This is a genomic window from Luteibacter sp. HAY1-4A (assembly GCF_056755355.1).
On the sequence record NZ_JBNDHZ010000010.1, the window covers coordinates 40,859 to 63,230 of the forward strand.

At 65.3% G+C, this 22,372-nt stretch carries 23 protein-coding genes; all 23 read right to left on the reverse strand.

All coding sequences use genetic code 11. The features are described from left to right. The 23 genes from flhB to flgL all read right to left on the reverse strand — a co-directional run bounded on the left by flhB (window position 1) and on the right by flgL (window position 22,371). A complete protein-coding gene (flhB, locus tag ACPYOD_RS04930; protein WP_481300614.1) occupies window positions 1-1,143 on the reverse strand; it encodes a flagellar biosynthesis protein FlhB in 1,143 nt (380 codons plus the stop codon). Further along, on the reverse strand, window positions 1,140-1,916 hold the full coding sequence (gene fliR / locus ACPYOD_RS04935; protein WP_481300615.1) for a flagellar biosynthetic protein FliR: 777 nt from the start codon (window positions 1,914-1,916) through the stop codon (window positions 1,140-1,142). Before fliR ends, flhB begins: the two co-directional genes overlap by 4 nt. Continuing rightward, window positions 1,916-2,185, reverse strand: coding sequence for a flagellar biosynthesis protein FliQ (gene fliQ / locus ACPYOD_RS04940; RefSeq protein ID WP_481300616.1), 270 nt, complete (start codon window positions 2,183-2,185; stop codon window positions 1,916-1,918). Before fliQ ends, fliR begins: the two co-directional genes overlap by 1 nt. Then, window positions 2,182-2,943 (reverse strand): flagellar type III secretion system pore protein FliP, encoded by a 762-nt coding sequence (gene fliP / locus ACPYOD_RS04945; RefSeq protein WP_481300617.1) that lies wholly within the window; start codon window positions 2,941-2,943, stop codon window positions 2,182-2,184. The genes fliQ and fliP overlap by 4 nt, the downstream gene beginning before the upstream one ends. Beyond that, window positions 2,940-3,356, reverse strand: a complete 417-nt coding sequence (gene fliO / locus ACPYOD_RS04950) for a flagellar biosynthetic protein FliO (protein ID WP_481300618.1) — start codon at window positions 3,354-3,356, stop codon at window positions 2,940-2,942. The genes fliP and fliO overlap by 4 nt, the downstream gene beginning before the upstream one ends. A gap of 5 nt (window positions 3,357-3,361) precedes the next feature. After that, window positions 3,362-3,673, reverse strand: a complete 312-nt coding sequence (fliN, locus tag ACPYOD_RS04955) for a flagellar motor switch protein FliN (protein ID WP_481300676.1) — start codon at window positions 3,671-3,673, stop codon at window positions 3,362-3,364. Window positions 3,674-4,121: 448 nt separating this feature from the next. Further along, on the reverse strand, window positions 4,122-5,138 hold the full coding sequence (gene fliM, locus ACPYOD_RS04960) for a flagellar motor switch protein FliM (protein WP_481300619.1): 1,017 nt from the start codon (window positions 5,136-5,138) through the stop codon (window positions 4,122-4,124). Between the two features lie 13 nt (window positions 5,139-5,151). After that, window positions 5,152-5,649, reverse strand: a complete 498-nt coding sequence (locus tag ACPYOD_RS04965) for a flagellar basal body-associated FliL family protein (RefSeq protein WP_481300620.1) — start codon at window positions 5,647-5,649, stop codon at window positions 5,152-5,154. Between the two features lie 208 nt (window positions 5,650-5,857). Next, window positions 5,858-6,964 (reverse strand): flagellar hook-length control protein FliK, encoded by a 1,107-nt coding sequence (locus ACPYOD_RS04970; protein ID WP_481300621.1) that lies wholly within the window; start codon window positions 6,962-6,964, stop codon window positions 5,858-5,860. 52 nt (window positions 6,965-7,016) lie between these two features. Continuing rightward, window positions 7,017-7,451, reverse strand: a complete 435-nt coding sequence (fliJ, locus tag ACPYOD_RS04975) for a flagellar export protein FliJ (RefSeq protein ID WP_481300622.1) — start codon at window positions 7,449-7,451, stop codon at window positions 7,017-7,019. Continuing rightward, window positions 7,451-8,812 carry a flagellar protein export ATPase FliI gene (fliI, locus tag ACPYOD_RS04980; protein ID WP_481300623.1) on the reverse strand — a complete coding sequence of 454 codons (1,362 nt, stop codon included), beginning with the start codon at window positions 8,810-8,812 and terminating at the stop codon, window positions 7,451-7,453. The genes fliJ and fliI overlap by 1 nt, the downstream gene beginning before the upstream one ends. Then, window positions 8,809-9,468, reverse strand: a complete 660-nt coding sequence (locus ACPYOD_RS04985) for a flagellar assembly protein FliH (protein ID WP_481300624.1) — start codon at window positions 9,466-9,468, stop codon at window positions 8,809-8,811. Before ACPYOD_RS04985 ends, fliI begins: the two co-directional genes overlap by 4 nt. Continuing rightward, on the reverse strand, window positions 9,468-10,481 hold the full coding sequence (fliG, locus tag ACPYOD_RS04990; RefSeq protein ID WP_481300625.1) for a flagellar motor switch protein FliG: 1,014 nt from the start codon (window positions 10,479-10,481) through the stop codon (window positions 9,468-9,470). Before fliG ends, ACPYOD_RS04985 begins: the two co-directional genes overlap by 1 nt. Further along, window positions 10,471-12,174, reverse strand: coding sequence for a flagellar basal-body MS-ring/collar protein FliF (fliF, locus tag ACPYOD_RS04995; protein ID WP_481300626.1), 1,704 nt, complete (start codon window positions 12,172-12,174; stop codon window positions 10,471-10,473). The genes fliG and fliF overlap by 11 nt, the downstream gene beginning before the upstream one ends. Before the next feature lie 35 nt (window positions 12,175-12,209). After that, complete coding sequence (fliE, locus tag ACPYOD_RS05000) at window positions 12,210-12,539, reverse strand: flagellar hook-basal body complex protein FliE (protein ID WP_481300627.1); 330 nt, start codon at window positions 12,537-12,539, stop codon at window positions 12,210-12,212. 69 nt (window positions 12,540-12,608) lie between these two features. Continuing rightward, window positions 12,609-14,027, reverse strand: coding sequence for a sigma-54 dependent transcriptional regulator (locus ACPYOD_RS05005; RefSeq protein WP_481300628.1), 1,419 nt, complete (start codon window positions 14,025-14,027; stop codon window positions 12,609-12,611). 289 nt (window positions 14,028-14,316) lie between these two features. Beyond that, complete coding sequence (locus ACPYOD_RS05010; RefSeq protein WP_481300629.1) at window positions 14,317-14,898, reverse strand: PilZ domain-containing protein; 582 nt, start codon at window positions 14,896-14,898, stop codon at window positions 14,317-14,319. A 29-nt stretch (window positions 14,899-14,927) separates the two neighbouring features. Then, window positions 14,928-15,221, reverse strand: a complete 294-nt coding sequence (locus tag ACPYOD_RS05015; protein WP_481300630.1) for a flagellar protein FliT — start codon at window positions 15,219-15,221, stop codon at window positions 14,928-14,930. Next, the gene (fliS, locus tag ACPYOD_RS05020) at window positions 15,218-15,634 is read right to left on the reverse strand and encodes a flagellar export chaperone FliS (protein ID WP_481300631.1); all 417 of its coding nucleotides are present in this window, start codon (window positions 15,632-15,634) and stop codon (window positions 15,218-15,220) included. The genes ACPYOD_RS05015 and fliS overlap by 4 nt, the downstream gene beginning before the upstream one ends. Before the next feature lie 26 nt (window positions 15,635-15,660). Next, window positions 15,661-17,043 (reverse strand): flagellar filament capping protein FliD, encoded by a 1,383-nt coding sequence (gene fliD / locus ACPYOD_RS05025; RefSeq protein WP_481300632.1) that lies wholly within the window; start codon window positions 17,041-17,043, stop codon window positions 15,661-15,663. A 136-nt stretch (window positions 17,044-17,179) separates the two neighbouring features. Next, window positions 17,180-18,514 carry a flagellin N-terminal helical domain-containing protein gene (locus ACPYOD_RS05030; RefSeq protein WP_481300633.1) on the reverse strand — a complete coding sequence of 445 codons (1,335 nt, stop codon included), beginning with the start codon at window positions 18,512-18,514 and terminating at the stop codon, window positions 17,180-17,182. Window positions 18,515-18,833: 319 nt separating this feature from the next. After that, window positions 18,834-20,171, reverse strand: a complete 1,338-nt coding sequence (locus ACPYOD_RS05035) for a flagellin N-terminal helical domain-containing protein (protein ID WP_481300634.1) — start codon at window positions 20,169-20,171, stop codon at window positions 18,834-18,836. 1,000 nt (window positions 20,172-21,171) lie between these two features. Continuing rightward, window positions 21,172-22,371 carry a flagellar hook-associated protein FlgL gene (flgL, locus tag ACPYOD_RS05040; protein WP_481300635.1) on the reverse strand — a complete coding sequence of 400 codons (1,200 nt, stop codon included), beginning with the start codon at window positions 22,369-22,371 and terminating at the stop codon, window positions 21,172-21,174. Between the last annotated feature and the right edge of the window lies 1 nt (window position 22,372).

The following is a 22,372-nucleotide window of genomic DNA, read 5'->3' on the forward strand; positions in this document are numbered from 1 at the left end:
TCAGTTGTCCATGCGGTAGGGACCCATGAGATCAGGGTCGATGTCCTGCGTCGGGAGATCGGGCGGGAGGTCGCCCATGGCGATCGCCTGCTTCAGCCGGAACACGTAGGCCAGGATCTGGGCCACGGCGATGTAGAGCGCCGAGGGGATTTCGCGTCCGATTTCCGTCGTGTGATACAAGGCTCGTGCCAACGGAGGCGCTTCGACCACGGGAACTTTCGCGGCCCCCGCCACGTCGCGGATCTGCTGGGCGATCACGTCCGCGCCCTTGGCCACCACGCGCGGCGCGCCCATGCGGTCTTCGTCGTATTTCAGGGCCACCGCGAAATGGGTGGGGTTCGTCACGATGACGTCCGCCGTGGGAACGTCTTCCATCATCCGCCGCCGCGACATCTGGTGCTGCATCTGACGGATTTTCGACTTCAGTTCCGGACTGCCCTCGTTTTCCTTGTGCTCGTCCTTCACTTCCTGCTTGGTCATCTTCATCTTCTTGGTGAAGCTGAACTTCTGCCACGGCGCATCGACGAGGGCGATGGCACCGAGGGCGCAGGCGAAGACGAGCGAGGCGTGGCCGAGGATCCCCAGTGCCTGGGCGATACCGTTCGCCACCGGGCCGGTGCCGGCGGTGTACATCTCCTGGGTGGAGCGCCGCAGGAACCACACCAGCGCGCCACCGATCAGCACGAGCTTCAGAAGCGACTTGCCCAGTTCCACCAGACCGTTCATCGACACCAGGCGGGAAAACCCCTTGATCGGATCGAGGCGGTCGAACTTCGGCACGAGCGCCTGTCCGGAGAAATTGAGCCCGCCCATCAAGGCAGGCGCTGCGATCGCCGCCACCATGGTCACGGCGAACACCGGACCGAGCAGCTTCAGGGCTTCGAGCGCGGCGGTCATCAGGGCATGGCTGAGGCCGTTCGCGGCGAACAGGTCGTCGCGCGAGTAACGCAGGCCCACGTGCATGATGTTCGCGGCGTGCACGGCCATCTGCTCGCGCGAGGCAATGATCGTAGCCACGCCGGACAGCACTACCACGGCCGTGGAAAGATCGCGCGAACGCGGCAGGTCGCCCTTCTCGCGGGCTTCGCGAAGGCGTTTGTCACTAGGGGCTTCGGTGCGGTCTTCCTTATCGGTCTCGCTCACGGCGACGCGCCTCCGACAAGCCCGCGCATGGTTTCCCAGGCGTCGGTCTGCAATGAATCGAACGCACCCGGCAAGGCGCGCAGAGAGAGCCAGACGGCCAGGAGGCCGAGGCAGATGGTGATGGGAAAGCCCACCGCGAAGAGATTCATCGACGGTGCCGAACGGCTGATGGCACCGAAGCCGAGGTTCACCACCAGCGTGGCGGTGAGCGCCGGCAGTGCGACGCGCACGGCACCGGTGAAGAGGTGGGTGGCGAAGCCGAGCACGCCCCACACGCCGTCCGCCCCCACCCCCTGCTCGCTCACGGGCAAGGTGCGGAAGCTGTCGGCCAGCAGCGAAATGAGCTGCAGGTGGCCGTTCATCACCAGGAACAACAGGGTCACCAGCATCGTGTAGAACTGGCTCAGCACCGGCGTGGTGCCGCCCACGCCGGGATTCACGGTTTCCGCGAACCCGAGACTCATCGCCTGCGACACGATGTGGCCACCGAAGGATACGGCTTCGAAAACGAGCTTCAGGATGAAACCGAGCGATGCGCCGACCAGCACCTGCTGGGCCATCGTGGCCACGCCCTGCGCCGACAGCGGACGGATGTCCAGCGGCGCCAACGGAGCCAGCGCCATGGTGAGCAGCAAGGCCAGCCCGATGCGGATGCGCGCCGGGATGGTGGTCGCGCCGAGTACCGGCGCCACGAGCAGCAGCCCCGAGATGCGGGCGAGCGCCCAGCACGCGCTTCCGACCCAGGCTTCGAGCTGGCCGAGGTCGAGCGGCATCAACGCACCGCCTGGGGCAGGTTCTCGATGAGCGTGCGGGTGAATTCCACCAGCGTGCGCAGCATCCAGGGGCCGGTGACGATCATCACGAGGGCCATGGAGATGAGCTTCGGAATGAAGCTCAGCGTCTGTTCGTTGATCTGGGTGGCAGCCTGCACCATGCCGATGATCAAGCCCACCGCCAGCGCCGTGAGGAGCAGCGGCGCGCCGATCAGCATCGCGATGTGCAGGGCCTGCTGGCCGAAGCCGATGACGGATTCCGGCGTCATTGAAAGAAACTCCCGGCCAATGTGCCGAGCAGCAGCGTCCACCCGTCGACCAGCACGAACAGCACGAACAGCATGATCTTGAACGGCAGCGAGATGATCATCGGCGAGACCATCATCATGCCCATCGACATCAGCACGGAGGCCACGACGAGGTCGATGATGAGGAACGGGATGAACAGCAGGAAGCCCATCTGGAAGGCGGTCTTCAGTTCGCTGGTGACGAAGGCGGGCAGCGCGACGCGGTACGGTACGGAGTCCTTGTCGGCATAGGGCTGCTCGCCGGCGAGCTTCGTGAACAGCTGGAGATCGGGCTCACGGGTCTGTTCCAGCATGAAGTGGCGGAACGGTGCGGCGGCCAGCGGCAGGGCGTCCTGCACGCTCATCTGGCCGTCCATGTACGGCTTGATGCCCGCGTCATATGCCTTGTTCAGCACCGGCGTCATCACGAACAGCGTGAGGAACAGCGACAGGCCGAGGATCACCTGGTTCGGCGGCGTGCTGTTCGTGCCCAGCGCCTGACGCAGGAAACCGAGCACGATGATGATGCGGGTGAACGACGTCATCATCAGCAGGATCGCCGGCAATGCCGTCAGCGCCGTCATCAGCGCCAGCATCTGGATCGACAGCGACCAGGTCTGGCCGCCGTTCGCACCGGACTGAACGTTCAGGACGGGAATGCCTTGCGCCGGTTCGGCGGCGAAGCCGATGGCCGGGAGCAGCAGGAGCAGGGGGAAAACCAACCAGGCCCAACGCTTCATGGGCGCTTCCACTGGCTGAGCACGTCGCGGAAACCGCGCAGGACCGGCGGCTGGGCCGCGTCAGGGGAATCGTCATGCACCGGCGTATCCAGCACATGCAGCGTACGCAGGCCGCCGGTCGGCGACGCGCCGACGAGGAGCTGCGTGCCGCCCACTTCGAGCAGCATGATTTTTTCCTTGATGCCCACCGGCATCGATTCGATCACGCGGATCTTGCGGCCGCCCGGGCGCACGCGCGCCTGGGCGCGGCGACTCAGCCAGCCGACGAAGAAGATGAGGGCGACCACGCCGAGCAGGCTGACCAGGACGCGGAACAGTTCCGCGCCGGAATCGACCGCCGGGGCGGCGGCCGGAGCCGCCATCAGGGCGCAGGGAAGGAAGCCGCCCGCGAGGGCGGCGACGGTACGGCGCATGCGGATCACCGCAGCTTGCGGACGCGCTCGGCCGGGCTGATCACGTCGGTCAGCCGGATGCCGAATTTCTCGTTGATGACGACCACTTCGCCGTGGGCGACCAGCGTGCCGTTCACGAAGACGTCGAGGGGTTCGCCGGCGGCGCGGTCGAGTTCGACCACCGAGCCCTGGTTGAGCTGGAGCAGGTTGCGGATGCTGATCTTGGTGCGGCCGACTTCCATGGCCATGGTGACCGGCACGTCGAGGATGACGTCGAGGTTCACCTCACTGCCGAGGCCGATGGAGGACGCCAGGGAGGCGTCGGTGGCGGTTTCCAGTTCTTCGAGGGTGGTAGGTTCGTTCATGTCCGTTCCGAGTGAGACGTTGCTGGGTGCGAAGCCTTAGAAGCAAGCGGCGTGCCACGTCTTCCTGGCTTCGTGGTGGCGTGAAATGTGCGCTGCGTCAGGCACTTGGAACGACCGCTTTCGCACAGGGGCGAAGGTGACGCGGCGGGTCAGACGGAAACCTGACGCTCGACGGCAGTTAGTCACCGTGACGGGTCATTGACGGGTTTGCCGAGATGCCGCTTCGGCGGCGATGGGCGTTCGGGACGAGCTTGCCCGCTCACGCGGGATCGCCGGCATAGCCGGCTCCCACATACTCGCTAACGCAGATTCCTACTGCCCCGATACCTGCCCGGACAGACTCCCGTTGTGGGAGCCGCTTCAGCGGCGATTCCGTCGCGAAGCGACGGTTAGAGAGAGAGCCGGACGTCGAAACCGGCCCTCAGGCCGGCTCGGGAAGCGGCTGGATCGGCACCTGGGTGGCGCGCGGCGCGGTTCGCCGGAGCAGCGACTCGAACTGGATCGCCTTGTTACCGTTCGAATTGGCCATGCGTCCGCGGAAGATCGGTACATCCTCTGCGAAGACGGTGGCCGTCTCCGGCAGGCTGATGGGAATGACGTCGCCTTTGCGCAGGTGCAGGAAGTCGCCGATGGTGAGCCGGGCTTCCGCCAGCATCGAGGTGATTTCCACTTCCGCGTCGAGGATTTCCTCGTGCAGGTTCTGGATCCAGCGCTCGTCGCGCTCCGCGCGATCGCTCTGCACGCCGGCGTCGAGCAGTTCGCGGATCGGCTCCACCATCGAATACGGCAGGGTGAGGTGCACTTCGCCACCGCCGCCGTCCAGTTCGATGTGGAAGCGCGACACCACCACCGTCTCGGTCGGGCTGACGATGTTGGCGAACTGCGGGTTGATCTCCGAATTCATGAATTCGAACTGCATCCTCAGCACCGGTGCCCAGGCCTCGGCCATGGCGCCGAACGCTTCCTGCAGCACGATCTGGATGACGCGATTCTCGGTGGGCGTGAAGTCGCGGCCCTCGATGCGCGCGTGGTAACGCCCGTCGCCACCGAAGAAGTTGTCGATGACGGTGAATACCAGGCGCGGCTCGAACACCATCAGCGCGGTACCGCGCAGCGGCTTGATGCGGATGAGGTTGAGGTTGCTCGGCACCGCCAACGAATGCACGTACTCGTTGAACTTGGTCATCTTCACGCCAAGCACCGAGACCTCGCACGATTTCCGCAGCACGTTGAACAGGTTGGCGCGGAAATAGCGGGCGAAGCGGTCGTTGACCATCTCCAGCGTGGGCAGGCGGCCGCGGACGATGCGGTCCTGCTGGGTGAAATCGTAGTCCAGGATGCCGCCAGGTGGCGGCAACTCGACCTCGGTGTCGACCGCGCCGCCTTCCACGCCCGCGAGCAGGGCGTCGATTTCTTCCTGGGTAAGGATGTCGGTCATGGCTTCGTGCCCGTTACTGCATGATGAAGCTGGTGAAATAAACGGCGTCGACACCAGGGCGGCCGATCTTTTCCTTCAGCACGCGCTGGATCTCCGCCAGTGCCGCAGCCTGGAGCTTCTGCTTGCCTTTCACGTCGGACAGGCTCTTCACGTCCTGCGCCGAGAACAGCATGAGCAGTGCGTTGCGGATTTCCGGATCCGCTTCCCTGGCCGCCGCGATGGCTTCCGGGTCGTGCGACATGACGTTCACGCCGACCTGGAGGAAACGGAGCGCCTCGGCGTCCTGGAAATTGACGACGAACGCCGGATCGAGCTGGAGATAAAGCGCCGGCTTTGCCTTGGCCGCTTCGGCCGCATCGGCGTGACCGCCCTTGCCACCTTTCATCATGACCCAGCCGCCCGCGCCACCCGCGACGAGAACGACGAGCGCGCCGACGAGCAGCAGCTTGCCTTTCTTCTTCTTGGGGGTGCCTTCGGTGCCTTCGGTGGCGTCGTTCGGTGCTGCGGCCATGCGGAAAAAACCTCTTGCGAATGCGTTGATGCGATGGGCTTACAGGTGACGTGCAATCGTCGTGCCAGCTTTAACGTCGGAACTTTGACGTGCTTTGTGTGGGAGCCGCTTCAGCGGCGATGACGGTTTCGCGGCAAGATTGCCCGCTGCCGCGGGATCGCCGCTGAAGCGGCTCCCACAAGAACGATTCCCACGAGAGAGACCGGCATCACGCAACTTCGTCCACGAGGCCACGGGACACGCGCGAGGTCGCCACCGTCTCCACGCCGACCGTGCCTGCATCGCCGGTCTGGCCCGATGCATTCCCGTTGCCGCCCTCCCCACCCTGCTCCGCCTGGCGCTGGCCGACGTCCGCCTGGCCGAGCGAAAGGCCGTGGTGCGCGAGCATGCTGTCGAGCTGCGAGAGCGTCTGCTGCACGGCATGCACGGCGGCCGGATGCTGCGCGATAACGGCCACGTTGACCTTGCCGCCCTCCAGGTTGACACGGACGTCCATGCTGCCCAGTTCTTCGGGATGCAACTTGATCCGTGCTTCCTTCACCTGGCCCGAACCCATCCATGCGATCTGTTCGCCCAGTTCCTGCGCAAACTGGGGCGACGTGGCCGGCTGGGTGGACTGGAACTGCATGACGGGCGCCCCGTCCTGCCCGAGGCCTTGCGTATGAGCGAACGGCATGGGGCCGCCGTTGGCAGCGTCGATCGCCGTGCCGTCGTCCTTCACCGCCTTGGCGTCCGCCTGGGTCGCGAGCAGCGCGTTGAAAGGCGACGCGGCCACCGCAGCAGCCGCCGAGGCCACGCCCGTGGGCAATGCCACGGCGTTCATGCCCAGCGGGGCGCCGGCAGTATCCTTGAGGGCCGCCACCGCGCCCGCGTCGGCAAGGACGTCCGGCAGCGCGCCGGGAAGCGACCCGGCAACACCGAGCACGCCGCCCGTCGCCGCGGCGTCGGCCGTACCGGCGTCCTTTGCCAGGCCAAGCGTCTTGCCCGCGATGCCGGCCACGGTGGGCGGCACGCCAATCAGCGACAGCATCGCGGTGGCGATCGACGTACCGTCGGAAGGCTCGTCGTCTTTCTTCGCCGGCTTGTCGTCGTGTTCGCCGGCGGTCTTCGTGTCGGTCGCCTTTACCGGCGGGGCTTTTTCCTTCGTGGTTTCCTGCTCGGGCTTTCGCGGCGTGCGCGCATCGGCGTGTGCCGCGTCGAGCGCGGCGTCGAAACGCTTCGAAGGCGTTGCGTCGTCCTGCGCATGACCCGCCACGGGCGGCGTCGCCGGAGCGGAAGGACGAGCGACATTGAGCACGAGGGTGGCGTTGTTCATGCGATTTACCCGATTCGAATCATTGTGTTGAATGTGCCTGCGTTCGGACACGTCAGCCTTCGCCACGTGGTGGACGACGGTATTGCGAGCGCTCGTCCGCCTGTTCCTGCTCCCGGCGGTCCTGCGTCTTGCGTTCCTGCTCGCGGTACTTCGATGTCACGGAATCCAGCGCCTTGGCGCGCCCGCGCGCTTCCGTCCACTCCTGGCGAGCGCGATCCAATGCCTTCTCACGGCGTTGCACCTCGCTCAATTGCTGCACGATCGCCATGTCGATCTTCTGCAGGAACTGCTGACGATTGAGTAGCGCGCTCACCCCGATGCCGCCGGGCATCTCGGCGTACTCGTTGCGGTAACGGCGCAATTCGCTGAGCTGGTGCTCCGCATCGGCCAGGGCACGCTGCTGCGTGGCAAGCGCCCGCGTCGCGTCCTCGGCCTTTTCGGCCGCGAGATCCACGACGGGTTGCAGGCGGTCGGCGCGCGACGGCATCAGGCGGCCTGCGACGCTTCGGCGAGGCCGGCTTCGGCCTCCTCGAGATTCACCTGCTCATCGGTTTCCTGCTGGAGGAACGCCGACAGGCGCGGGTACAAGGCGATGGCTTCGTCGGTGCGAGGATCGCTGCCTTTCTGGTACGCGCCCACGGCGATCAGGTCGCGCTGCTGGCGGTAGGCGGAGTAGACCTGCCGGAACCGCTGCGCCGAACGCATGTGTTCCTTGGTCACCACGGCCGGCATCACGCGGCTGATCGAGGCCTCGATGTCGATGGCCGGGTAATGGCCGGCCTCCGCCAGATCGCGCGAAAGGACGATGTGGCCGTCGAGGATCGCTCGCGCCGAATCCGCGATGGGATCGTGGCGATAGTCGTCGCCTTCGGTGAGAACGGTATAGAACGCCGTGATGGAGCCTCGCCCTTCCGCGTCGTTGCCCGCGCGTTCGACCAGCGCAGGCAGCATCGCGAAGACGGACGGCGGATAACCCTTCGTGGCAGGCGGCTCGCCGATGGCGAGGGCGATTTCGCGCTGTGCCTGGGCATAGCGTGTCAGCGAATCCATAAGCAGGAGTACGCGCTTGCCCTGGTCGCGGAAATGTTCCGCGACGGCGGTTGCGACCTGTGCGCCGCGCAGGCGCGACAACGGCGGGGCGTCGGCGGGCGCGGCGATGACGACCGCGCGACGGCGCCCTTCCTCACCCAGCGTGTGATCCACGAATTCCTTCACTTCGCGGCCGCGCTCACCGATCAGGCCGACCACGACCACGTCGGCGTTGGTGAAGCGGGTCATCATGCCCATGAGGGTGGACTTGCCGACACCGGAGCCGGCGAACAAGCCGATGCGCTGGCCGCGCCCGACGGTGAGCAGCGCGTTGATGGCGCGTACGCCGGTGTCGAGCGGCGTGTCGATCGGCTGGCGGAGCATGGGATTGATCGGATCGCGCCGCAAGGGCGCACGCTCGCGCGCCAGCAGCGGGCCCAGCCCGTCGAGCGGCACGCCATCCGAACCGATGACGCGGCCCAGCAGCGAGTCGCCCACGGGGACGCCGGACACGGATGCCACGGGCGTCACGCGTGCGTTCGGCAGCACGCCGTGCATTTCGCCCGTGGGCATCAGCAGGAGGCGTCCGTCCGAAAAACCGACCACTTCGGTTTCGAGTTGTTTGCCGTCGGCGCCGGCGACCATGCAGCGCGCACCCACGGGGGCTTCGCAACCCACGGCTTCGAGGGTGAGCCCCACCACGCGGCGCAACTTGCCTTCGGCCTGCAACGGCCTGACGTGTTCGGCGCTGGCCTTCTGCGCGGCGAGCGCGTCGCGCCAATGCGCGTTGCGCGCCGCGATGTGGCGTTCGACGCTCACGGCGCCCCGGTCTCTTCACCGGCGAATGAATCCCGCCCCTGCAGCACGCTGTCGATCACTGCACAAAGGCGGGTGTGCACGCGTGCGTCGAGCCGCGAATGTTCGCTTTCCAGGCGCACGTCGCCCCGCTCGAGCGCGGGATCGTCGACCACGGTGCCTTCGTGATCGAGCGAGGACCGATGCTCGCGCACGATGGCGGCGTCGGCGGGATGGAGGTGAATCTTCAAATGGCGGCTGGCGGCCGGCAAGGCATCCACCGCCTGGCGCACCGTTTCCACGATCTTCTCCGGCCGTGTGGCCAGTTCGTAGCCAAGCACGCGTTCGGCGATGGTGGTCGCCAACAGCGCGAGGTCGCCAACGACGTCGTTGTCGAGATCGGCGAAGGGTCGCTCCACGGCGGCGAACAGCGCGTCGAGGCGGGCCACCTGCGCGGCCAGTTCTCGCTTCGCCATCGCGCGGCCTTCGTTGAGACCGGCGTTGAAACCCTCTTCACGCGCCTGCCGTTCGATGGCTTCTATCTCGGCCACGGTGGGCCGTTGCGGACCTTCGTCCGGCACCTCCGCCGCATCGCGCACGTCCGCCGCTCCCACGACGGGGAGTTCCCAGCGTTCGAACTGCGAGACGCGTTCCCGCGCGAGGATGGAGGTAAGACTCATCAGACGAACTCTTCGCCGCCACCGGCGAGGTTGATCTGGCCGGCGTCGGCGAGGCGGCGCGCGGTGGCGAGCACTTCCTTCTGGGCCGCATCGACTTCGGAAAGCCGGACCGGACCCTTGACCTCGAGGTCGTCGCGCAGCATGTCGGCGGCGCGCTTGGACATGTTGGCGAAGATCTTCTCGCGGATGGCGCTCTCCGCGCCCTTCAGGGCCGTGATGAGGCGTGCGGACGGCACCTCGCGCAGCAGCGTCTGCATGCTGCGGTCGTCGAGGTCGGCAAGGTCGTCGAAGACGAACATGAGTTCTTCGATGCGCTCGCCCAGGCTGGAGTCGATGCCGCGGATCGAAGCCATGAGCTCGGCTTCGCGCGCTGTTTCCATCGCGTTGAGGATGTCCGCCGCGGCCTTGAGGCCGCCCACGGTCGCGGACTTCAGCTTGGTGGAGTTGCCGGAGAACTGCCGCTCCATGATTTCGTCGAGCTCGTTCAGCGCATGGGGCTGCACGCCATCGAGCGTGGCGATACGCATCACCACGTCGCTGCGCGTGCGCGCCGGCAGGTACCCGATGACCTCGGCGGCCTGGTCGGCCTCGAGGTGCGCCATGACCAGCGCGATGATCTGCGGATGCTCCTGGCCGATCATCTCCGCGATGGCGCGGCTCTCCATCCACTTCAGCGATTCCAGGCCCTTGCTGCTGCGGCCCAGGAGGATGCGGTCGATGAGGCCGCCGGCCTTGTTCTCGCCCAGGGCGTTCACGAGGATGCGGCGGATGTATTCCTCGGTGCCGACGCCGATGGAGGTGTGCTGGCCGACGTCTTCCTGGAGCTTGGTGAGCACCTGGTCCACCTGCTCCTTGCTGACGTTCTTGAGCGCGGCCATGGCCGTGCCCACGGCCTGCACGTCGCGTGCGCCGAGGTGCTTCAGGATGGACGCCGCGTCTTCCTCACCCAGTGTGAGCAGGAGGATCGCCGCCTTCTGTGCGCCCGTGAGGGCCTCTTTCTGCTCAGCTGCCATCTTCGGATACCCAGCTCTTCACGACCTGCGCCACCTGCTTCGGATTTTCGGCGGCCATGCGCTTGGCAAGGCCCACCTTCTGTTCGTAGGCCAGCAGCGCGGGCGAACCGAGCTGGGCCTGGGAGGTGGAGACACGGTCAGGTGTCATGTCGTCGTCGTCCACCATGACCGACACGGTAGGCATCGGTCCGGCGAGCGCCACGTTGTTCATTGCCAGCGGAGCCGGCTTCAGCAGGCCCTTGAGGATCGGGCGCAGCACGAAGAAGCCCACGATCAGGGCGATCATCACGCCCAGGCCCTGCTTGATCAGGTCGAGCATGCCCGGGCGTTCCCAGAACGGCATGCCCTGCGGCGCATCTTCGACGACACTGCCGCGGAACGGTTCGTTGATGACGCTGACGCTGTCGCCGCGATCGGCGCTGAAGCCGACGGCGTTCTTGGTGAGTTCGGTAAGGCGCGATAGCTCTTCCGGCGTGAACGGCACGCTCTTCATCTTGCCGTCTTTGTCGGGCACCTGCTTGTTGTCGACCACGACCGCGACGGACAGGCGCGCCACCTTGCCGGCAGGATCCGTCACATGGCTGACGGTGCGGTCGAGCTCGTAGTTGCGGGTGGCGCTCTGCGTCTGTTGCGTGGGCGTCTGCTGCGCGGTCTGCGTGCTTGCCTGCGCGCCCGGCTTGCCGCCAGCGGCGGGATTGGCCGCCGTGGCATTCGCACCGGTATTGGGCGGCTGGTTGCTGAGCGCGCCCGGCACACCGCCGTTCGTCGCCGGGTCGGTGCGCGTATCGCTGCTGGTCTGCTCGCTGCGCAGGGCCGGATTGTCGTGATTGAAGGTTTCGCTGGCCTTCTCGGTCTGCGAGAAGTCGAGATCGGCGAACACCTGCGCCCTGACCTTGCCCGCGCCGACCAGCGGTGTGAGGAGGTCTTCCACGCGCTGCGTGTAAGTGGCCTCGATGCGGTTGGAAAGACGCAGGCGGCTATCGCCGATGGCCTGGGCGCTGTCGGGATCGCTGACCGTGAGCAGGCTGCCGCCCTGGTCGATGACCGATACCTGGCGCGTGTCGAGACCGGGCACGCTGGCCGCGATGAGGTGGACGATGGCGGCCACCTGGCCCTGGTCGAGTTGACGGCCGGGATACAGCGTGACGACCACCGAGGCGCTGGCGGGCTTGTTGTCGCGAATGAAGGCGGAAGGCTTGGGCAAAGCGAGATGCACGCGCGCCGCGCGCACGGACTGCAGCCCCGCGATGGTGTTCGAAAGATCGCTCTCCAGCATCGACTGGTAGCGGCTGCGCTCGGCCATGTCGCTCATGCCGAAGGGGGAATCCGATGGCGCGATGGCGTTCGCGGCGCTGCCCTGCGGGAGACCCTGGCCGGCGAGCTTCAGGCGGACACCGGCCACGTCGGCGGCGGGCACGAAGATCGAGCTGCCATCGGCACTGAGGGTGTAGGGGGTGTTGCTGGCCTGCAGCGCCTGGGTGACGGCGGCGGCGTCCTTCTGTTCCAGGCCACCGTAGAGCAGCCCGTAGTTCGGCGCGCGCGACCACATCACCGCGGCGATGCCGATGGCGACGGCCGCGGCGATGCCCGCCAGCATGAAAAGCTGACGCATCGCGGGCGTCTGCGCCAGCGACTTCAGCGACTGCATGCGCGACGCTGCGTTATCCGTAGTGGCGACGCCGTTATCTGCCATGGTTCACTCGAATCCTGTCATTGCGCGCATGTCGATCAGATCGACATGTTCATGATTTCTTTGTAGGCATCGACCATCTTGTTGCGCACTTCGGTCATGGCGCGGAACGAGAGATCGGCCTTCTGCCCCTGGATCATGACCTGGGCGAGATCGATGCCCGGGTCGCCGCGTTCGAAGGCCGAAGCCATCTTCGCCGCCTTGGCCTGCGTTTCGGCCACGCCTTCGATGGACTGCTTCAGCAGGTCGCCGAACGCGCCCTTCGCCGCCGGAGCTGCCTCGCCGACGCCACGCAGCGCGGGCATCTCGGTCTGCGCGCTGATGCGGCGCATCTGGAGCAGGAGGCTGTTGACGTCGATCGTGGTCATGACGGTTTTCCAACGCGTTATCGGGTTTGCGACACCCGATGCACGTCCTGTGCCAACGAGCGGCCGCGGTCAGCCGGCCTGCACGGTCTCGGACAGGCCGTACTTGCGAAGCTTTTCCACCAGCGTGGTGCGCTGGACGCGAAGCAGCTTGGCCGCGTGGGCAACCACGCCGTTGGCCGAGTTCAGCGCCTGGCGGATCAGGCCGATCTCGATACCGGCCAGGTGATCCTTGAGGTCCAGGCCACCCTGCGGCAGCACGGACGGGTCGCCTTCGGAGGCGTAGCCGAACGATTCCGTCACTTCCGGCTCGGCTTCCATCATGGCGATGAGCGCGGCACCGGATACTTCTTCCACCGGCAGCACGCCGCGGTACTTCTCCGGAAGGTCGGCGGCACGGACTTCGCTGTGCGGCATGAGGATGGCCATGCGCTCGACCAGGTTGGACAGTTCGCGAACGTTGCCGGGCCAGCCGTGACGGCACAGGGCGCCCATGGCGCTCGGCGAGAAACGGACCGGCGACAGCCCGCGCTGCACGAGACGCTGGTTGAACTCGGAAATGAGTGCCGGCAGGTCTTCCAGGCGCTGGCGCAGCGGCGGCATCTCCAGCGGGAACACGCTGAGGCGGTAGAACAGGTCTTCACGGAAGCTGCCGCGCTCGATGGCACCTTCGAGGTCGCGATGCGTGGCGGCGATGATGCGCACGTCGCAGCGCTGCGGGCGGTTCCCACCGACGCGCTCGAAGACGCGCTCCTGGAGCACGCGGAGCAGCTTCACCTGCATGGGCAGGCTCATGTCGCCGATTTCGTCGAGGAACAGCGTGCCGCCCTCGGCCATCTCGAAGCGGCCCTTGCGGGTGCTGATGGCGCCGGTGAACGCGCCCTTCTCGTGGCCGAAGAGTTCGCTTTCGAGCAGTTCGGCGGGAATGGCGCCGCAGTTGATGGCGACGAACGGCTTGTCGCGGCGCGGCGAACAGTCGTGAATGGTGCGGGCCACGAGTTCCTTGCCGCTGCCCGACTCGCCGAGCACCAGCACGCTGGAATCGAACGGCGCCACCTGGCGGATCAGCGCGTTCACACGCTGCATCGGACCGGACTGGCCGACGAAGCGGCGGCTGGACAGCACCGGCTCCATACGCGACTGCAAGGCGCGCAGGGCTTCGGAAAGGCGCTCGTAGCGCAGGGGCATGTCGATCAGTTCGACGTTGTTGCTGCGGGTGTCGTCGGCGATGAGCGCGGTGGCCAGTGGCGAATCCGCGGCGACCAGCATCGGGAGGCTCCGGCCGTTGCGACCCACCGCGGCCAGGTGGCCTTCCAACTCGTTCTCGTCTTCGGCCGTGCCGACATACACGCCGCGCCAGCCCTCGGTCACTTCGCCAGCCTGCATGCGGTTGGCGAGCACCGGGCGGTAGCCCAGGAAAGCGAGCGCGGAGACCACGCTTTCGGCGCGTGCGGCATCGGATTCGACGACGAGAAACTGGGAAGACTTCAACGGAAATACCTCGCTTATAGGGCGTTGGATCGAAGGGCTCGAGCGGGTCCGCGATGGAATCCCGTCGGCTTCGTTGCAAGGTATCAATCAAGGAGCGTGCCAACGCCGGAATTCCGACGCACGCCAACGGAAATTGACGTGGTGGCGCGGCGTTCGCACGTGTACGGCAAGTGGGGTGGAGGGGTCGCTGCCCTCTGGCAGGGCGTGGGCTTCGCCCGTTCGTGACGTTCGCGTCACCAATGTGACGCGGCACGCCACGCGACGTTCTTACGTCACGTGACGTAAAAGGTCACATCGCCTCGGAGGCACCCTCGGAGGGGCGCGACTGGGCCCGGGCCTCGGCCACCTGGCGCCGGTGCTGGCGGAAGACGAGGCGCTCGATACCGTCGCGAACGGCTTCGGAAAGCCCTTCGAAGCCGATGAACCCCTTGCCGTCGCTGGGGCCGGCAAGGCGTACACCCGGCAGTTCCAGCGGGAGTGCCCGGCAGGCGTCGAAGTGGAGGCGCAGCATGACGGGCTGCCCCACGGGTGGCAGGCCCGCCCAGGGCAGCACCGCGCCCGCTGCGTTGAACCGCATGGAGACGCGCGCCGGCAGGGCCGACTGCGGAAGGAGCAGCCGATTCACGATCTCCATCAATACGTTGAGCTTGGCGTCGAGACGCGCCACTTCGTGCGAGAGCGCGTTGTCGTCCTCGGCGGTGTCGGCCCGTCGCTCCATGAGCGCCGACACGGCCACCAGGACGCTGGCGTTGCGATCGTTGATGAGCGCCAGGGCTGCCGCGTCCGGCCGAGGGGCCGCCTCGCACGTGGTGTGGAAGGCCGCGTCCCAGGTTACGCGTTCGGAGAATGCCTGCCAGGCTTCGTCACCCATGCGCCCTGCCCCTGAAGAAGGTTTACCGCTCAGAACGAACTATACGCGGCCACGGCGCGGCGCACGCGTCGTGACGCGTCCCATGCCACGCCCGCTTCGTCCCGGGCTACGGACACGAGATCCTTGATGAGGCCATCGAGCAGCATGATGGACTTCAGCGATTCCAGCGTTTCCGGTGCCGGACGCATCGTGCCGCGGCGCAGGATCGGCTCGCGTTCGGCTTCCAGGGCGGTGAGGTCGTCCCAGCGGCCTTCGCTGGCGGCCGCGTGCATGGACTCGGTCAGGTCGAGCACCCGGCCAAGGTCGCACCAGGTCTCGGTCATGCCCCGGCTCCGGCGACCTGCCGGGCCTCGACGGGAATGGCCACCCAGCTGTCGCGGATCTGGCCGAGCAACCGGCTCACCTCGTCCAGTGCCTCGCTGTCGCTGTGCAGGTTGGCGTGGAGGAGACGGCGATTCATGTAGTCGTACAGTCCCTCGAGCTGGGCGACGAGTGGCGTGCCCACCTCGTGGTTCAGCGCCGCCTGCAGGGCGCCGACGATCTCGATGGCCTTCGAAATGGCCTCGCCCTTCCCTGCCACGTTGCCCGTCGCGATGCAGCCGCGCGCGAAACGCATGCGCTCCAGCGCGCCGTCCATGAGCATGGTGATCAGCCCGTGCGGATCGGCTGTTTCGACGCCACCCCCCGTGCGGACCTGCTGGTAGGCGCCTGCGCCCTGGGAATATCCGAGTGCCATGAGTGTCTTCTTTCCTGGAACTGCCGTTACTTGTTGGCCGTCAGCGCGTCGAACTGCTGCTGGAGGTAGCTGCTGGTGCCGGCGAGCTTGGTCATCATCGCGTCGAGCGCCGTGTACTGCTTGGTCAGGCGGTCGGTGTAGTCCTGCATCTGCTTGTCGAAATCGGCGGCCTGGTCCTGCAGGTCCTTCGTCTTCTGATTCAGATTGTTCGTGCGCTGGGTGAGAATGCCCGTGCTGGACGTCCAGCTGGTGATCAGCTTGTCCAGCTTCGGCGCGATGCCGCTGTCCCCGCTGAGAAGGTTCTGCGTTTCCCGGGGGTTGTCGGCCAGCACCTTGCTGAGCTTGGTGGTGTCCAGCTTGAGCGTGCCATCGACCTGGAAGGAGACACCGAGGTCGCTCAGCGAGGTCGGGCCGCTGGTGTTGCCGGTGAACTGCGACCCTAGCAGGGTCGAAACCTGGTTCTTGATCGAGTTGACCGTGGCGTCGCCGATGAGTGCGCCTACCTGCTGGTTGGTGGCGTCGTACTTGGTCAGCTGCTTATAGGTCGAGATGAAGGCGTTGTAAGAGGTCACCAGAGAGCCGAGCGCGGTGGAGACGGCGCTGGTGTCGTTGGTGATGGTGACGGTCGTGGGATTGAAGCTGAGGTCGGGGTTTTGGGTGCTGACCTTGGAAAGCGTCAGGGTCACGCCGTCGATCGCCTTCGTGACGACATTGGTCGGACTGCTGGCGGGAAGCTTGTCGATCGTGAACAAGGCGTCCTGCGCCTTGGTCGTCGGCGTATCCGTGGCCGGATCGAAATTCAGCTGGGAGAGCTTGCCATCGCCGCCGCTGGTGACGACCTTGAAAGCGTTGTCCTTGCCGGTGACCGAGGACGTGAGCACCAGGTGCGCGCCGTCGGTGCCGGTGACGATGCTGGCGGTGACGCCGGGATTGTCCTTGGACTTGTTGATGATGTCGCGGATGTTTTCCAGCGAATTTGCGCCGGAGGCGATGTCCACGCTCATCGACTTGTCGCCGATGGAGATCGTGAGGTTGCCGGTGCCGAGCGCGGCCTTGCTATCGGTGAAGGCGAGGGAGGTCGTCTTCTGCGAGGTTGCCAATTGGTTGACGACGATGTTGTAGGTGTTGGGCTGTGCGGTGCTGTCCGCGGCGGCCGAGAGCATCGACGAATCGCCCACGGAGACCTTCGTCGTCGTGAACGCCGTGCCGTCGGTGAGAGCCTTGATCGCGCTCTGCAGACTGGTCAGCGACGACGTGAAATTACCCACCGCCGAAATCTGGGTGGCGTTCGCCTGTGTATCGGCCGCGGCCTTCGCGTCGGGCGCCTTGCGCTTGTTCGCGACAAGGTTGCTGACGATCGATGCGACGTCGATGGAACTGGAACCGAGGTTGACGGGATTCGTGGCCATGAAGCTCTCCTTGAAGACGCCTCACTGCCCCGGGCGCCAATTTGTCGACGGCTGGCGCCCTTGCGAACGCCAGCCGTGACAACTAAGCAATTACCCTGCCAAGACCCGGGGTACCCGGGTCCGGCGGTTACATCTGTTACTGGAGCAGCTTCTGGACGATCTGCTGGCTCTGGTTCGCCTGGGCGAGGACCGAGACGCCGGCCTGCTGCAGGATCTGGGCCGAGGACATGTTGGCCGTTTCCTGGGCGAAATCCGCATCCGTGATGGCCGAACGCGAGGCCGTCAGGTTCTGCGAGATGTTCTGCAGGTTGGAGATCGTGGACTCGAAGCGGTTCTGCACGGCGCCGAGGTCCGAACGGAGGTCGGAGATCGACTGCAGGGCGGCGTCGACGCGGTTGATCGTGTCGTTGGCACCGTCGACCGTGGCGACGCTCGACGTGGCCAGGGTGTCCGTGGCGCTCACGGCGTCGGTGGCGGCAAAGCCGAGGGCGGTCGCTTCGGTACCGGACACGGCGATCGTCTTGGCCGAGGCGATGTTCAGCTTGCCATCGGTACCGACGTAGGCGGAGATGCCTTCGCTGGAATGCGAGTTCACGGCATCCGCGACGTCCTGGGCCGTCTTGAAGTTGCCCGTGATGTCGAACGAGGTACCGCCACCCACCGAGATCTTGAGGTCGCCGGCGGCAAGCGTCTTGCCGGCCGAGTTATCAGTCACGTCGATCGACGTGGCCGTCGTGGCGTTGTTGGCAACCGTGAAATCGCTGCCCAGCTGCGCCTTCAGGAAGGAGACCGCATCCGCCTGGGTGGCGCCCGTGTAGGTGCCCCAGTCGACGCTCTTGCTGCCGTACGTGACCACGCCCTTGGCGGAGGCATTGGCGGCCGTCCAGTCGGTGGCCACGGCTTCGGTGGTGGTCGTACCGAGCTTGCCGCTCAGGTCGACCGAGTCCGTCGCCAGCTGGCCGATCTGGTTGGCCTTCACGCCCTTGTCGAGGCCGACGGTGATGACTTCACCGACGTTGGCGCCAACCTGGAAGCTGAGGTTCTTCGACGAACCGTCGAGGACCTTCATGCCGTTGAAGTTGGTCTGCGTGGCGATACGGGTCACTTCCGACAGACGCTGCTGCACTTCGGCGTCCAGAGCGGCGCGGTCGCTGGAGGAGTTCGACGCGTTGGTCGACTGCACGGCCAGTTCGCGGATGCGCTGCAGGTTGTTCGTGACTTCGTCCAGCGCCGACTCGGTGGTCTGCGAGAGCGAGATACCGTCGTTGGCGTTGCGGACAGCCTGGGTCAGGCCGTTGATCTGGGTGGTGAAGCGGGTCGAAATGGCGAGGCCGGCGGCGTCGTCCTTCGCGCTGTTGATGCGGTTACCCGACGACAGACGCTCGATCGCCGACGACAGCTTCGTCTGCGAGGTGCTCAGGTTACGCTGAGCATTCAGCGACATGATGTTGGTGTTGATGGTCAGAGCCATGGGATTTGATCCTTTGTAAGCGGAACCGAATTGCCGGAGGTTGTGCGGCGTTGTCCGGCGGGGTTCCGTTAGGGAAGCCTTCCGCCTCGGAGAGGTTTACGGCACGCCGGGGAGAAACTTGAGGACTTTTTCTTCCTGTCAACAACTTTCTTGATCAGGGCCTGTAGGCGCGGTGCCCGTGGCTCTGTCGGGAAAGTTATCGGCCGCATCCGGACGGGGTTTAGGCCCAATTTCACATTTCCCTGGGAAGGCGCCGCGGACGAGAAAAGGGAGCCTTTCGGCTCCCTTTCGCGCGTCGCGGCCCAGCGAAAAATTCGGCTCACTCGAGAAGTTTGAGAACCAACTGCTGCGATGCGTTGGCCTGCGCCAGCACGGACATGCCCGACTGCTGGAGGATCATCGCCATGGTCTTCTCCGCGCTCTCCTCGGCCATGTCGGCTTCCCGGATCGCCGTACGCGATTCCGTCAGGTTCCCGCGAATATTGTCGAGGTTGCGGATGGTCGATTCGAGTCGGTTCTGCACGGCGCCAAGCTTCGACCGCGTGGCGCTGACTGTGTCCAGCGTCGAGTCGATGCGCGCGATCAGCGTCTGTGCATCGTCCCTCGTGAGCACCGAACCTTCGGCGAGCGAAGCGGACATATCCAGATCGTAGTTCGCGGCGAAACCCAGCTTCGTCGCCTCGGCGCCCGACACCGTGAGGGCCGAGCGGGCATTGAAGTGGAGCGTGCCGTCCTCGGCCACATATGCGGACAGCCCCGCCTTGGACCCCGCGTTCAATACATCGGCTACCTGCTGCACGCTGCGAAACGAGCCGACCACCTTCACTTGCTCACCGTCGGCATTGGTGAAGCTGAGGTCGCCCTCCTTGAGTTCGAGCCGCCGGTCGTCGATCTTTTCGATCTGGAGGTCCTCGCCCTTGAGGGTCACCTTGAAACCGTCCCCCAACTGCACTTGAAGGAAGTTCCTGGCGTCCTGCGCCTTGCTCCCCGAATAGCCCGACCAGTCCACGTCGACGCCGAAGTAGGGCTTCGTACCGAGTCCCTTGCCGTTGTCGGCGGCCCAGCCCCCAGGCGAGGCCTGCGACTGCATTTGCTTGCCGGCACCGAGGACCGACGAAAGGTCGACCACGCCACTTGCCACGTAACCTACCTGGTCGGCGCGCATTCCCTGATCGATATGCATCTCGATGGTGTCGCCGACGTTGGCACCCACCTGGAAAGAGAGCCTGGCGCCGCTGCCGTCAAGCACCTTCATACCGTTGAAGTTCGTCTGCGTCGCGATACGCGTGATCTCGGCCAACCGCTCCTTCACTTCCTCGTTCAGCGCCCGGCGGTCGTTGGCGGAATTAGAGCCATTGAGCGACTGCAACGCCAGTTGACGGATGCGCTGGAGGTTGTCGGTCATTTCGTCCAGGGCGCCTTCGCTGGTCTGCGCCAGCGATATCCCATTGCTCGCGTTGCGCCGGCCCTGCGCAAGTCCATTGATCTGCGTGGTAAAACGCGTCGATATCGCCAGCCCCGCCGCATCGTCCTTCGCGCTGTTGATCCGCATACCGGAACCCAACCTCTGATAGCTCGTGGCGAGCCGGCCCTGGGTTAGCCCAAGGGACCGCTGCGCGTTGAACGACGCCATGTTGGTATTGATGTGAAACGCCATGTCGATTTCTTCCCTTCTCTCTTGGCGAACACGCCGAAAAACGCGACGGCGCTGCGTGTCCGCGGCTATGTGATTTGCCGTAAGAGGTGATCGACCGGAAGCTGATGCATTTTTGACAGTACGAACTGGAAATCGCGTAGGCGCCGCCATTGGTTGAACGCAGGCGTTCACCCGCAGAATCGCAGCTACACGACGATCAGAAGCGATCTACATACGCCCTATTTCCTCTGCGTAATGCTTTGCCAGTCCGTGGATACCACGGACTCAACCATTCGAGGAAATTTCATGAATATTCGCTCGACACGCAAGGTTATCGCGACCATGGCTTGCCTGCTTGCCATCGGCAGCGCAGCAGCGGACGTCAAACAACACACTCGCACCTCCGAAGAGGAATGGGATTATGAGGTTACCGCTAAGGCAGTGACCTGGACTGTAGAAGCCCACTCAAGAGGAGGATTCTCGCTTCGCATTCCCGAAGCTGATCCCTCTTGCCCTGGAAAGCGCCTAAGGACCCCAGCGGGTTACAACGGACCAGTCACCTCCCTCTTCAACATCTTTTTCACAGCAAGGTCCATGGATGCGGAACTAGCCGTTAGGTATCGTAAGGCTATACGTCAAACGTATGAACCAAGATGCGAAATCCATAGCTTCGCCATAAACGGCAACCCTCCGATTTCAGACGACTGACTTTTCATCGGGAAACGCTGCAGCCATAGGCTCTCACGGGTTCGTGCTCGCCCATCCCGGCACAACAGTGATAGGAGAGGTGTCGGGCCGTGGTCCTCTGAGCGAGTTCGTTCGCTTTGCGAACGCTGTTTGAGCGCAGAGGGCCACGGCCCGGCGCCTCAGTGCCTGACGTTGCGGCGTGCTGGGCCAAACGCGATGGCGAAGCCGAGCCCTTGAGAGCGAGACAAAAGAAAGGGCGGCCTGATGGCCGCCCTAATGTATGTCTGTCGCTAGCACCCATCGCCGCTGAAGCGGCTCCCACAGGGTCCTTTTCTTATTTCAGGTAGTTGAACAGGGTCAGGTTCTGCATCTTCACGTACGCCTGTTGCGCGGCGGTGAGTGCCGTCTGCTGCTGTACGAACTGGCTCGTGGCGCTGGCGTAGTCGAGGTCTTGCAGGTTGGACAGCGTGGTCTTGTACTGCAGCTTCACGTCGTCGCCGATTTCCGACTGCTGGTCGAGCGTGTTCATGCGCGCACCGATCTTCGTGCGCGTATTGAGGAAGCTGGTGGACGCCTGGTCGAGGTTCTGCAGTTGCGCGTTGATCTGGTTGCTCATCGGCGCGCCGCCACCCGGCGCTTCGAAGGCATTGATGATGCCCGCGACCGTGGAGAAGACGTCCTGCGACGACGAAGGCCCCACGGCAAACGTGTCGCCGGCGGCCGGCGTGCCGGTGATGTTGAGCTGCGCGCCCTTGAAGTTGACGGTGCCGGTGTCGCCGGTGTATGTGCCGGTTGCGAGCGGGGGATCCGTGGGAAGAGCGGCGTTGTCGCGGATTTCGTAATCCGTGGCCGTCGTGAACGTGATGGTGTAGTTGCCGCCGTCCCACGCCGACGCATCGGTGACGGAGGTGGAACCGACGACGGCCGTGCCCGTATTGGCCGCGCCCGCGCCGGTGACGAACGTGCCGTTGCCGCCACGGATGGCCATGAAGACATCGGAACCGCTGTCGCCGGTGGCGACCTGGAGGCCTGCCGCGGCCGCCACCATGCGCTGGCTCTGGTCGCCGCCGTAGCTGACCGCGAGGCCGTCGATGGTGAACGGCTGCGTGGTGGTGCGGCTGCCCGCGAAGATGTATTCGCCCTGCCCGTCCCGCGTGTTGCCGAGGGCGACAAGCTGCTTCAGCGTCTGGCGTAGTTCCGTGGCGATCGACTGGCGCGACTCGTCGGTCTGCGTGCCGTTCATGCCTTCCAGTGTGAGCGAACGGATGCGGTCGAGGATGTCGCCCGCCGAGTTCAATGCCTGCTCTTCAACGGAAAGCCGCGTGGTGGCGGACTGGATGTTGCGCGTGTACTGGTCGTTCTGCGCGGCCGCGGAACTGGTATCGACGGCGCGGGCCGCGGCGGCGGGATTGTCCGACGGTGTCTGGATGGCCTTGCCGTTACCGAGCGCCAGCTGGGTCTGCGACAGCGAGTACTGGCGGTCCAGCATCGTGTTGACGGCCTGCTGCTGCCCCCAGGAAGTGGAAATGCGCATG

What these genes read in the sequence shown, in the direction of transcription:
- fliR (WP_481300615.1), bottom strand. Translation starts at nt 1,916, where the DNA reads ATGCCGCTCGACCTCGGCCAGCTCGAAGCCTGGGTCGGAAGCGCGTGC.
- fliQ (WP_481300616.1), bottom strand. Translation starts at nt 2,185, where the DNA reads ATGACGCCGGAATCCGTCATCGGCTTCGGCCAGCAGGCCCTGCACATC.
- fliP (WP_481300617.1), bottom strand. Translation starts at nt 2,943, where the DNA reads ATGAAGCGTTGGGCCTGGTTGGTTTTCCCCCTGCTCCTGCTGCTCCCG.
- fliO (WP_481300618.1), bottom strand. Translation starts at nt 3,356, where the DNA reads ATGCGCCGTACCGTCGCCGCCCTCGCGGGCGGCTTCCTTCCCTGCGCC.
- fliM (WP_481300619.1), bottom strand. Translation starts at nt 5,138, where the DNA reads ATGACCGACATCCTTACCCAGGAAGAAATCGACGCCCTGCTCGCGGGC.
- ACPYOD_RS04965 (WP_481300620.1), bottom strand. Translation starts at nt 5,649, where the DNA reads ATGGCCGCAGCACCGAACGACGCCACCGAAGGCACCGAAGGCACCCCC.
- ACPYOD_RS04970 (WP_481300621.1), bottom strand. Translation starts at nt 6,964, where the DNA reads ATGAACAACGCCACCCTCGTGCTCAATGTCGCTCGTCCTTCCGCTCCG.
- fliJ (WP_481300622.1), bottom strand. Translation starts at nt 7,451, where the DNA reads ATGCCGTCGCGCGCCGACCGCCTGCAACCCGTCGTGGATCTCGCGGCC.
- ACPYOD_RS04985 (WP_481300624.1), bottom strand. Translation starts at nt 9,468, where the DNA reads ATGAGTCTTACCTCCATCCTCGCGCGGGAACGCGTCTCGCAGTTCGAA.
- fliG (WP_481300625.1), bottom strand. Translation starts at nt 10,481, where the DNA reads ATGGCAGCTGAGCAGAAAGAGGCCCTCACGGGCGCACAGAAGGCGGCG.
- fliF (WP_481300626.1), bottom strand. Translation starts at nt 12,174, where the DNA reads ATGGCAGATAACGGCGTCGCCACTACGGATAACGCAGCGTCGCGCATG.
- fliE (WP_481300627.1), bottom strand. Translation starts at nt 12,539, where the DNA reads ATGACCACGATCGACGTCAACAGCCTCCTGCTCCAGATGCGCCGCATC.
- ACPYOD_RS05010 (WP_481300629.1), bottom strand. Translation starts at nt 14,898, where the DNA reads ATGGGTGACGAAGCCTGGCAGGCATTCTCCGAACGCGTAACCTGGGAC.
- ACPYOD_RS05015 (WP_481300630.1), bottom strand. Translation starts at nt 15,221, where the DNA reads ATGACCGAGACCTGGTGCGACCTTGGCCGGGTGCTCGACCTGACCGAG.
- fliS (WP_481300631.1), bottom strand. Translation starts at nt 15,634, where the DNA reads ATGGCACTCGGATATTCCCAGGGCGCAGGCGCCTACCAGCAGGTCCGC.
- fliD (WP_481300632.1), bottom strand. Translation starts at nt 17,043, where the DNA reads ATGGCCACGAATCCCGTCAACCTCGGTTCCAGTTCCATCGACGTCGCA.
- ACPYOD_RS05030 (WP_481300633.1), bottom strand. Translation starts at nt 18,514, where the DNA reads ATGGCTCTGACCATCAACACCAACATCATGTCGCTGAATGCTCAGCGT.
- ACPYOD_RS05035 (WP_481300634.1), bottom strand. Translation starts at nt 20,171, where the DNA reads ATGGCGTTTCACATCAATACCAACATGGCGTCGTTCAACGCGCAGCGG.
- flgL (WP_481300635.1), bottom strand. Translation starts at nt 22,371, where the DNA reads ATGCGCATTTCCACTTCCTGGGGGCAGCAGCAGGCCGTCAACACGATG.